General features: G+C 74.6%; 6 protein-coding genes. All 6 read left to right on the top strand.

Annotated elements, in window-relative coordinates:
* The first annotated feature begins 6 nt into the window (after positions 1-6).
* Genes ACWIGU_RS28560 through ACWIGU_RS28535 form a run of 6 tightly spaced genes read left to right on the top strand, consistent with a single transcriptional unit; the run spans position 7 to position 10402 of the window.
* Positions 7-258 carry a phosphopantetheine-binding protein gene (locus tag ACWIGU_RS28560; RefSeq protein ID WP_329582750.1) on the top strand — a complete coding sequence of 84 codons (252 nt, stop codon included), beginning with the start codon at positions 7-9 and terminating at the stop codon, positions 256-258.
* Positions 255-1544, top strand: coding sequence for a beta-ketoacyl synthase N-terminal-like domain-containing protein (locus ACWIGU_RS28555; protein WP_454404563.1), 1290 nt, complete (start codon positions 255-257; stop codon positions 1542-1544). The genes ACWIGU_RS28560 and ACWIGU_RS28555 overlap by 4 nt, the downstream gene beginning before the upstream one ends.
* A 38-nt stretch (positions 1545-1582) precedes the next feature.
* Positions 1583-2830, top strand: a complete 1248-nt coding sequence (locus tag ACWIGU_RS28550; protein WP_454404562.1) for a hydroxymethylglutaryl-CoA synthase family protein — start codon at positions 1583-1585, stop codon at positions 2828-2830.
* A complete protein-coding gene (locus ACWIGU_RS28545) occupies positions 2830-3564 on the top strand; it encodes an enoyl-CoA hydratase/isomerase family protein (RefSeq protein WP_454404561.1) in 735 nt (244 codons plus the stop codon). The genes ACWIGU_RS28550 and ACWIGU_RS28545 overlap by 1 nt, the downstream gene beginning before the upstream one ends.
* Entirely contained in the window at positions 3561-4337 is a 777-nt protein-coding gene (locus tag ACWIGU_RS28540; protein ID WP_454404560.1) for a polyketide synthase, read from the top strand. The genes ACWIGU_RS28545 and ACWIGU_RS28540 overlap by 4 nt, the downstream gene beginning before the upstream one ends.
* 38 nt (positions 4338-4375) lie before the next feature.
* Positions 4376-10402, top strand: a complete 6027-nt coding sequence (locus ACWIGU_RS28535; protein WP_454404559.1) for an SDR family NAD(P)-dependent oxidoreductase — start codon at positions 4376-4378, stop codon at positions 10400-10402.
* Positions 10403-10404 lie beyond the last annotated feature (2 nt).

The raw sequence follows: 10404 nt of genomic DNA, 5'->3' as shown, positions 1-10404 counted from the left end.
CTCCCCATGACCGACGAAGCGATCTTCGCCGTCATCCGCGCCCAGATCGTCGACGTCCTGCCCGAGGTCGCCGACATCGAGATCACCCTCGACCACAGCATGCGCGACCTCGGCGCCAACTCCATCGACCGCATGGACGTCGTGATCGCCGCCCAGGACGAACTGGGCATCAAGGTGCCCAACGCGGAGCTGACCAAGGCCAACGATCTGCGGTCCCTGGTCGCGGTGTTCCGCGCGCACGCGAGCGCGCACGCGTGAGTCACATATCCGGCGCCGTGGCCGTCACGGCCGCCTCGGTGCTCACCCCGCTCGCCGACGACCTCGACGGCTTCACCGCCGCGCTGCTCGCCGGCCGCAGCGCGGTGACCCTGCCGGCGGCGGACGGCGGCGGCGGCGGCGAGAGCCTGCCCGTTGCCGTGCTCGACGGGTTCACCCTCGCCGACTGGGCCGGGCGGCACCTGGCGGACGATCCCGCGACGGCGGCACGGCTGCGCAAGGTCGCGGGCCGCGCCGCTCTGCCCGCGCGCACCGCCGCGTGCGTCGCCCTGCGCGCTGTCCGCGACAGCGCACTGACCCGGGACCAGCTCGCCCACGGCACCGCCCTGATCGTCGCCGGAAGCAACCTCGCCCTGGCCCACCAGGCCGGGACCGTCCTCGGCCATGCCCACAGCCCCGGCCGGCTGCGCGCCTCGTACGCGCTCACCCACCTCGACGTGGACGTGGTCGGCACGGTCAGCGAACTGACCGGGATCCACGGCGAGGGCTGGACGCTGGGCGGCGCCTCCGCCAGCGGCACGCTCGCGCTCGTGCAGGGCGTCCGCACCCTCGCCGCCGGCTGGGCCGAGCGCGTGCTGGTCGTCGCCCCGGCCGCCGAACTGTCGCCCGTGGAGGCCGAGTCCTTCCGCCGTACCGGCGCCATGGCCCACGAGCGTTTCAGGGACGAACCCGCCCGGATGTGCCGCCCGTTCGACCGCGACCGCCAGGGCTTCGTCCGCGGTGAGGCGGCGGCGGCCGTCCTCCTGGAGCCCGCCGGCGCGGCCCGGGAGCGCGGCGCCGACGTGCTCGCCGAGATCACCGGGCACGGGCAGCGCCTCGACGCGCGGCGCGGCACCGAACCCGACGCCGAGGGGCAGGCCGCCGCCATGCGCGCGGCCCTCGCGACGGCCGGCATCACACCCGACGAGATCGACTACGTCAACGCACACGGCACCGGCTCCGTGCTCGGCGACGAGACCGAGGCGGCCTCGCTGCACAAGGTGTTCGGCGGCCGCACGACGTACCGCGTGAACTCCACCAAGCCGCTCACCGGCCACTGCCTCACCGCCGCGGGGCTCGTCGAGGCCGTGGCGGCGATCGCCCAGCTGCGGGCCGGGGCCGTCCACCCCAACCCGAACCTCGAACACCCCGCCGCGGGCCTGCCACTGGCCGGCCGCACGGCCGAGCGACGGCCGCTGCGCACCGCCCTCAGCAACAGCTTCGCCTTCGGCGGCATCAACGCCTCCGTCGTGATCCGCAGACCCGCGTCCAGCCCCGAGCAGCCCTGAAGCAGCCCTGCAGTTCCTGCAGTTACGGAGAAGACACCATGAAACAGGTCGGCATCGAAGCCATCAACGCCTACTGCGGTGAGACCTACATCGACGTTCCGGCCCTGTTCGCGGCCCGTGGCCTCGACGACAGCCGCATCGGCAACCTGATGATGGCGCGCAAGAGCGTCGCGCTGCACTGCGAGGACGCCGTGTCCTTCGCCGTCAACGCGGCCAAGCCCATCGTCGACGCCCTCAGTGCCGAGGAGCGCGACTCCATCGAGCTGCTGATCGTGGGTACCGAGTCCGGGGTCGACTTCGGCAAGTCGCTCGCCACCTACGTCCACGACCACCTGGGGCTGTCGCGCAGCTGCCGCCTGTTCGAGACCAAGCAGGCGTGCTACAGCGGCACCGCCGCCCTGCAGATGGCCGCCGCCGTCGTCGCCGCCAGCCCCTTCGAGGGGACCAAGGCCCTGGTCATCAGCAGCGACGTGGCCCGTCCTGTGCCGCACACCTACGTCGAGCCGAGCCAGGGCGCCGGCGCCATGGCCATGCTGGTCAGCGACAATCCGGTCGTCGCGGCCTTCGACCAGGGTGCCAACGGCTTCCACAGCTATGAGGTGATGGACACCTGCCGCCCCGACCCGGAGCGGGAGGCCGGTGACACGGACCTGTCGCTGCTCACGTACATCGACTGCCTCAAGGGCTCCTTCACCGACTACGCGCGCAAGGTCGACGGGGCCGACTTCGTGGACTCCTTCGACCTGCTGGCCATGCACACGCCGTTCCCCGGCATGGTCAAGGGCGCGCACCGGGCCGCGCTGCGCAAGCTGAAGCGGGGCACGTCCCCGCAGGCCGTCGAGGACGACTTCACGACCCGCCTCGGCCCGGCGATCCAGTACCCGCAGCAGGTCGGCAACATCTACGCCGGCACGGTCTTCCTCGCGCTGGCCTCCACCATCGACAACGCCGTCATCGACGGCGAGCGCCGCGTCGGTGTCTTCTCGTACGGCTCCGGCTGCGCCTCCGAGTTCTACAGCGCCGTCATCACCCCCGCGTCGCAGCGCGCCGTACGCGCCATGGGCATCCGCGAGGCGCTGGACGCGCGGTACTCGCTGAGCACCGACGAGTACGACGAACTCCTCGCGGCCACGGCGGAGTTGAAGTTCGGCACCCAGGACTTCACCTTCGACCTCGACCGCTTCCCGCAGATCACCAAGGCACGCTTCGACGGCGGGCGGCGCCTCGTGCTGCGGGGCGTGCGGGACTACCACCGTGAGTACGTGTGGCTGGGAGGCGAGCAGTGATGACCGCCGTCACCCTGACCGCGGCCCGCGGAGTGCTCCGCGCCCGCCTCGACCGGCCCGAACTGCGCAACGCCGTCACACCGGATCTCCTCGACGGCCTGCACGCCGCGCTCGACAGCGCCGAGGCCGATCCGCACTGCCGGGTCCTGGTCCTGTCCGCGCGGGGCGAGGACTTCTGCGCCGGCACCGACCTGTCGGACGGGGTGCCCGCCGAGGTGCCGGAGCCCGGAGCCGGCGAACTCCCGTACTGGAAACTCCTCGACCGTCTCACCCGCACCCCCGTCGTCACCGTCGCCCTGGTCGACGGCCACGCCACCGCGGGCGGCGTCGGGCTCGCGGCCGCCTGCGACCTGGTGATCGCCGGTCCGCGGGCCCGCTTCCGTCTCACCGAGGCCCTCGTCGGTCTGGTGCCCGCCATGGCCCTGCCGTTCGTGGCGCGCAGGACCGGTGAGCAGCGGGCGTTCTCGGCCACCCTGCTCGCCGAGGCCCTGGACGCCGCCGGCGCGGTCGCGGCCGGCCTCGCCGATTCGGCTGCCGACGACGCCGAACAGGCCCTGCGGCGCGCCCTGGTGGAACTCAGCCGGGTCGACCGGTCCACCGCCGGGGCGCTCAAGGAGTACCGGGCCCGGCTCTTCCCCCGCGACGGGCGGCTCGGCCTCGACGCGGGGCGCGCCTTCCTGGACCGGCTCACCGACCCCGCCGTGCACCGGCTGATCGGGGAGCGTGCCGCATGAGCGCACCGACCGCCGATGCCGCTCTGTCCGTCGTCCGGCTGTCCTGGGAGGGGCCCGTCGCCGTCGTCACCATGGACGACCCGGGCGGCCGCAACACGTTCTCGGCCGGCCTGACCTCGGGCCTCGTCGACTCGATCGAGCAGGCCGCCGCCGACCCGCGCACCCGTGCCGTCGTCGTCGAGGGCAGGCCCGAGCTGTTCTGCGCCGGCGGCACCCAGCGCGAGCTGGTCAACTTCGCCCAGGGGAACGGGAGTTTCGACACCGACGACTTCTTCCGGGTCTTCGCGCGGTGCCCGCTGCCCGTGATCGCCTCGGTGCAGGGCCACGCCATCGGCGGCGGGCTCGTGCTCGCCCTCTACGCCGACTTCGCGGTCTTCAGCGAGCGCTCCGTGTACGCGGGCAACTTCATGAAGTACGGCTTCACGCCCGGCATGGGCGCCAGCTACCTGTTCCCGAGCCGCTTCGGGCGCGAACTGGGTACGGAGATGCTCTTCACCGCCCGGAACTACCGAGGCGCCGAGTTGCGCGAGCGCGGCGCCCCGGTCCGGGTCGTGCCGCACCAGGACGTGCCGGGCACGGCCCGGGAGCTGGCGCTGTCGATGACGGGCGCCCCGCGTGCGTCGATCGAGCTGCTCAAGCGGGAGCTGGCCGTGCCGCTGCTGGCCGCGACGGGCGAGGCGGTGGCCCGCGAGGCGGCCCTGCACCGCACGTCGTTCCGGCTGCCCGAGGTGATGGAACGCATCGTCGGCGCGTACGGCACAGCCACTCACTGATCCGAGCTGACACGACCACCCAGGAACCGAAGGAACCGATGGACGGCATGGACGGCATGGACGCGAAAGAGATCCTGACCCGAGTCAAGACCGGTGCGCTGGACGCCGCGTCCGCCGCTGCGCTGCTGCGGACCGAGGCAGGCCCCGTACCGGCCCCCGTACCGGCCCCCGTACCGGCCTCCGCGCCGGCCGCCGGGGTGGACCGCAGCACCGCGGCCGCTCTGCTGAGGGCGGCGGCCGGCCAGGCCACCCCGCCCGCGCCCGCTCCTGCGGGCGTGCCCGCGGGCGCGCCCGAGCCGGTCGCCGTCATCGGCTACAGCGCCCGGTTCCCCGGCGCCGATGACGCCGACACCTTCTGGCAGCGGATCCTGGACGGGGACGACCTCGTCACCGAGGTGCCCGCCGAGCGGTGGCGCATCGCGGACCACTACGACGCCGACCCCGCGGCCGAGGGCAAGTCGGTCTCCAAGTGGGGCGCCTTCGTGGACGGTGCCGACCGGTTCGACGCCGACTTCTTCCGGATGACCCCGCGCGAGGCCGAGCTCACCGACCCGCAGGCCCGGCTCTTCCTCCAGGAGGCCTGGCGCGCTCTGGAACACGCCGGGCAGCGCGCCGGAGGGCTCGCGGGGGCCCGTGTCGGCGTGCACGCCGGCGTCATGATGAACGACTACCAGGACCTCATCGAGCGGGAGAGCGAGCACACCCGGCTCGCGCAGGTCATGCAGGGCAACTCCAACTCGCTGCTCGCCGCCCGCATCGCCTACCACCTCGATCTCTCGGGTCCGGCCGTCACCGTCGACACGGCGTGCTCGTCCTCCCTCGTCGCCCTCCACCAGGCCTGCCAGTCGCTGTGGCTCGGCGAGGCCGACATGATGCTCGTCGGCGGCGTCACCCTCTACCTCACCGAACTGCCGCACGTCTTCATGAGCCGGGCGGGGATGCTCTCGCCCAGCGGGCGCTGCCGTCCCTTCGACGCGTCCGCCGACGGCATCGTCCCGGGCGAGGGATGCGCCGTCGTCGTGCTCAAACCCTTGTCCAGGGCGGTCGCCGACGGGGACCCCGTGCACGGGGTGATCCGCGCCTCAGGCCTCAACCAGGACGGCAGGACGAACGGGATCACCGCCCCCAGTGCCGCCTCGCAGGCCCGGCTCATCGCCGGCACGCTCGACCGGTTCGGCCTTGACCCGCACGGCGTCGACTACGTCGAGTGCCACGGCACCGGCACCCCGCTGGGCGACCCCATCGAAATCACCGCGCTCAACCAGGTGTTCGGGCCCGCGGGCCGGCCCGCGCGCAGCGTGCCGATCGGCTCGGTCAAGGGCAACGTCGGCCACACCTCGGCCGCGGCCGGGCTTGCCGGGCTGATCAAGGCCATGGGTGTCGTACGCACCGGGCAGGTGCCCCCTTCGCTGCACTGCACGGCCGCGACGCTCAACCCCGGCATCCCCTTCGAGGACGGCCCGTTCACCGTCGCCACCGAGCCGCTCACCCTGCCCGGCACCGGGGGACGGCCGCGCCGCGCCTCCGTCAGCTCGTTCGGCTTCAGCGGTACCAACGCCTACGTCGTCGTCGAGCAGCCCCCGCCCGCAGGACCCGTCACCGCGGCCGGCCTGCCCGTGCTCGTTCCGGTGTCCGGCCGCCGCCCCGGCGCGCTCGCCGACCGTGCTGCCGAACTCGCCCGCTGGCTGCGCTCGCCCGGTGGGGCCGACGCCGCACTCGCCGACCTCGCGCACACCTTGTCGTGCGCCCGTGACCACCACCCGCACCGGGCCGCGCTGCTCGTCGACGACCGGGAGCAACTCCTCGACTCGCTCGACCGGCTGGCGGTGGGCGGGAGCGACGAACGACGCGTCGAAGGGCCTGTCGCGCCTGCCGCAAACGCGTCGCGGACCGTCGACCGCGAGGCCCGCCGCGCCCGCGCCGCGCTCCTGCGCCGCGTCCTCGACCGGGCGGCGGACGAGCCCGGGAACCGGGGGCACCTGCGCGAACTGGCCCGGCTCTACGCCGAGGGCCACGACGTCGACTTCACCCGGCTGTGCCCGCCCGGCCGCTACCGCCGCATCTCCGTCCCCGGATACGCCTTCGCACGCGACCGCCACTACGTGAGCGTGCGGCCCACAGCGAGCGCCGTCCCCGATCCCCACGACGCCGCCGGCGCATCCGCTGCTCACGACACCCTCGACGACCTCGTCCTGTACGCGCCGGGCTGGCAGGACGCCCCCCTTCCCGCCGACGCCCCGCGCCCCGCCCACGGGCCGCTGCTCGTGCACGACACCCGGGGCGACCTCTGCGCCGCACTGGGCGGCACCGGCCTCGACGACATCGACACGGTGCGGGCCACGGACCCCGACGCAGTCACGCTCGTGGTGCGCATCGGCACCGGCCCGGACGCCGACGCTGCGGCGTTCGCCGCCCTGCGCTCGGTGCTCTCCGCCTTCCGCACACAGCGGCTGACCGTGCTCGCCGTCACCGCCGACGCCCTGCGGGCCGACTCCGCGCGCGCCCTCGTACAGACGCTGCGCCAGGAGAACCCCCGTCTGGACGGACGTGCCCTGCTCGTCGCCGACGACGGGGCCGCGGCCGCGCCGTCCGTCCGGGCCGAACTGGCCGTGCCCCAGCCCGAGTCGGGACACCTCGCCGACGTGCGGGGCGCACGCCGCGTACGCCGTGTGCTGCGCCCCGCCGCCCTGCCCGAAGAGGGCTTCGTGCCACGCCCCGACGGCGTGTACCTGGTCACCGGCGGCATGGGCGGCATCGGACGTGCGCTGGCGCGCCGGCTCGCCGCGCGTCCCGGCACCCGGGTCGTGGTGTGCGGGCGGACCCCTTGGGCCGAGCTGGATCCGGCCGCGCGTCCGCCGGCGGACGGGGCCGGAGGCATCCGCTACGTGCGCGCCGACGTCACCGCCCCGGACGGGGCCGCGGAACTGGTCGCCGGCATCCTCGCCCACGAGGGCGCCCTGCACGGTGTCTTCCACGCGGCGGGCGTGGTCCGCGACGCGTACCTGCTGCGCAAGACTGCCGCCGACGTGGCCGCGGTGCTCGCCCCCAAGACCGCCGGTGCCGCCGCGCTCGACGAGGCGACGGCAGGACTGCCGCTCGACGTCTTCGCACTGTTCTCCTCGGTCGCGGCGGTCAGCGGCAACATCGGCCAGGCCGACTACGCCTACGCCAACGGCGCGCTGGACGCCCTGGCCGAGCGCCGCGCGGGTCTTGCCGCGGCGGGGGAGCGGCACGGCCGCACCGTGTCGGTGCAGTGGCCGCTGTGGGACGTGCCGGGGATGGCCATCCCCGAGCCGGTGCGCGAGGTGGTCGAGGAGCGCGTCGGCATGGTCCCGCTCCCCGCCGAGCGGGGACTGCGGGCCCTGGAGCGGCTGCTCGGCCCGGGCGGTCCGCAGGTCGTGTCGCTCTTCCACGGCCGGGCGGACGCCTGGCACCGCCACCTCGCCGGACTGCACCTGCTGCCGGGCCGGGAGAGCGCGGCGCCGGCCCCGGCTCCGGCCGACTCACAGGACACGCCGTCACCCGCCGCCACGCCCGACGGCCTGGTGGAACTGGTCTGCCGCACGGTCGCCGACACCCTCGGCCACGACCCGTCGGCGATCGGCCCGCGCACCTCCCTGGAGGCGCTCGGTCTCGACTCGGTGATGATCCGCACGCTGGCGTCGAAGCTGAGCGCCCAGGTGGCCCCGGTCGGCCCGGAGATGCTCTTCGGCCTGCGCGATCTGACCGAACTGGCGGGCCACCTCGCGCGCCTGACCCCGCAGCGGGCACGTGCCGCCGTGACCGCCGAGCCGTCCGGCCCGCCTGCCGCCGAGCCGTCCGTACGGGCCGCTGCCGCGGTGAAGGGCACTCCCCACGACGGCCCCGCACTCGGCCCCGCACTCGGCCCCGCACTCGGCCCGGCACTCGGCCCGGCACTCGGCCCCGATGACGCCGTAGCCATCGTCGGGCTTGCCGGGCGCTACCCCGGGGCGGACGACCCCGAGGCGTTCTGGGAGAACCTGCTCGTCGGCAAGGACACCGTCGGCGACCTGCCCACCGACCGCTGGCGCAGCTCCGGCGGCGTACGGGCCAAGGGGCACTTCCTCGACCGGGTGGACTCCTTCGACCCCGCGTTCTTCGGCATGTCGGCGCGGGAAGCCGCCTTCACCGACCCCCAGGAGCGGCTCTTCCTCGAAGTCGCCTGGGAGGCGCTGGAGGACGCCGGACTCGCCGGGGCCCGCCTCGACGCCCTCACCGCGCCCGACGGCGAGCCCCGCAGCGTCGGTGTCTTCGCGGGCATCACCTCCGCCGACTACCCGCTGCTCGGCGCCGAGCGCTGGGCGGCAGGCCACCGGGACATGCCCTCCGGCCACTTCTGGTCGCTGCCGAACCGGCTTTCGTACCTCCTCGACCTGCGCGGTCCCAGCCAGCCGGTCGACACCGCCTGTTCGTCCTCGCTGGTCGCCCTGCACCTGGCCGTGGAGGCGCTGCGGCGCGGCGAGTGCGCGGCCGCGCTCGTCGGCGGGGTCAACCTCTATCTGCACCCTTCCCGGTTCCGCATGCTGCGGCAATCCGGATTCCTCGCCGAGGACGGCCTGTGCCGCAGCTTCGGCGCGGGGGGCGCCGGGTTCGGGCCCGGCGAGGGCGCCGGGGCCGTCGTCGTCAAGCCGCTGGCCCGCGCCCTCGCCGACGGCGACACCGTGCACGCCGTGATCCGCGGCACCGCCGTTGCCCACGGCGGCCGCACCAACGGCTTCACCGCGCCCAGCCCGTGGGCCCAGGCCCGGGTGCTGCGCGAGGCTCTGCGCCGTTCCGGCGTGGACCCGGCCACCGTGAACGTGATCGAGGCCCACGGCACCGGCACCGAACTCGGCGACCCCGTCGAACTCGCCGGTCTCCAGGAGTCGTACGGCCGGGGCGACGCGGCCGCGGTGCCCTGCTCCCTCGGCTCGGTCAAGTCCGCCATCGGCCACGGGGAGTCCGCCGCCGGCATCGCCGCTCTCACCAAGGTGCTGCTCCAGCTGCGTCACGGCACGCTGGCGCCCACCTGGCACGCCGATCCCGTCAACCCCGGCCTCGACCTCGCCGGCACGCGCTTCAGCCTTCAGTACGAGGCCGCACCCTGGCCGCGGCTGCGCGACGCCTCCGGCCGCGAACTGCCCCGCCGCGCGGGCGTCAGCTCGTTCGGCGCGGGCGGCGTCAACGCCCATGCCGTCGTGGAGGAGCATCTGCCGATTCCGGTGGCGGACGAGAGCGCGCCGCAGCCGGCCGGGCGGCAGCTCGTCGTCCTGTCCGCGCCCACCGCCGCCCACCTCACCGCCACCGCCGCACGCCTGTCCCAGTGGCTTCCCGGCGCCGGCGCCCCGCTCGCGGACGTGGCCCGCACGCTGCGCAGCGGGCGCGCGGTCCACGAGCACCGCCTCGCCGTCGTCGCCGACTCCACCGCTCAACTCGCCGCGGAACTGGCCCGGTTCGCCGCGGACGGCACCGCCTCCGGTGCGCTGCGCACGGGCACCGCCGGCACGGCCCGTGCGCAGGCCCCGGAGACCGACGACCTGGTGGCCGCGCTGTGGCGGGCGGACCGTCCTGAGCAGATCGCCGATCTGTGGGTGAGCGGCTGGGAGGTCGACTGGACGGCGCTCGACCCCGGACCGGGCCGCATCGTGTCCGTACCGCCGTCGGCGTTCCTCAGGAGCCGTCACTGGCTCGCCGAGGACGAGGAGGAGGCCGCCGACGCCGAAACCCCGGCCGAAACCCCGATCCAGGCCCCGGCCGAAACCTCAGCCGAAGTTCCGGCCGAAGCCTCGACCGACCCGGTGTCCGACCTCGCGTCCGACCCGGCGTCCGACCCCCGTCTGGCCCGCATCGTCGAGTTCGTCGGCGAGCTGGCCGCCGGGCCCGGCGCCGAGGGGCCCATCGACACGGGACGGACCCTCGTCGAACTCGGCGTGGACTCCATCGGCGCGATGAACCTGCGCTTCGAGATCACCGAGCGGTTCGGCCGGACGCTGCCGCTCCAGCTGCTCAGCGAGTTCACCGTCGACGAACTCGTCGCCCGCCTGTCCGACCTGCAGAGCCAGTAGAG

The organism is Streptomyces sp. NPDC055400 (assembly GCF_053644375.1).
This window is presented reverse-complemented; position numbering and strand designations above follow the sequence as displayed.

Coding starts and splice junctions, on each gene's coding strand:
- ACWIGU_RS28560 (WP_329582750.1), top strand. CDS start 7: ATGACCGACGAAGCGATCTTCGCCGTCATCCGCGCCCAGATCGTCGAC.
- ACWIGU_RS28550 (WP_454404562.1), top strand. CDS start 1,583: ATGAAACAGGTCGGCATCGAAGCCATCAACGCCTACTGCGGTGAGACC.
- ACWIGU_RS28545 (WP_454404561.1), top strand. CDS start 2,830: ATGACCGCCGTCACCCTGACCGCGGCCCGCGGAGTGCTCCGCGCCCGC.
- ACWIGU_RS28540 (WP_454404560.1), top strand. CDS start 3,561: ATGAGCGCACCGACCGCCGATGCCGCTCTGTCCGTCGTCCGGCTGTCC.
- ACWIGU_RS28535 (WP_454404559.1), top strand. CDS start 4,376: ATGGACGGCATGGACGGCATGGACGCGAAAGAGATCCTGACCCGAGTC.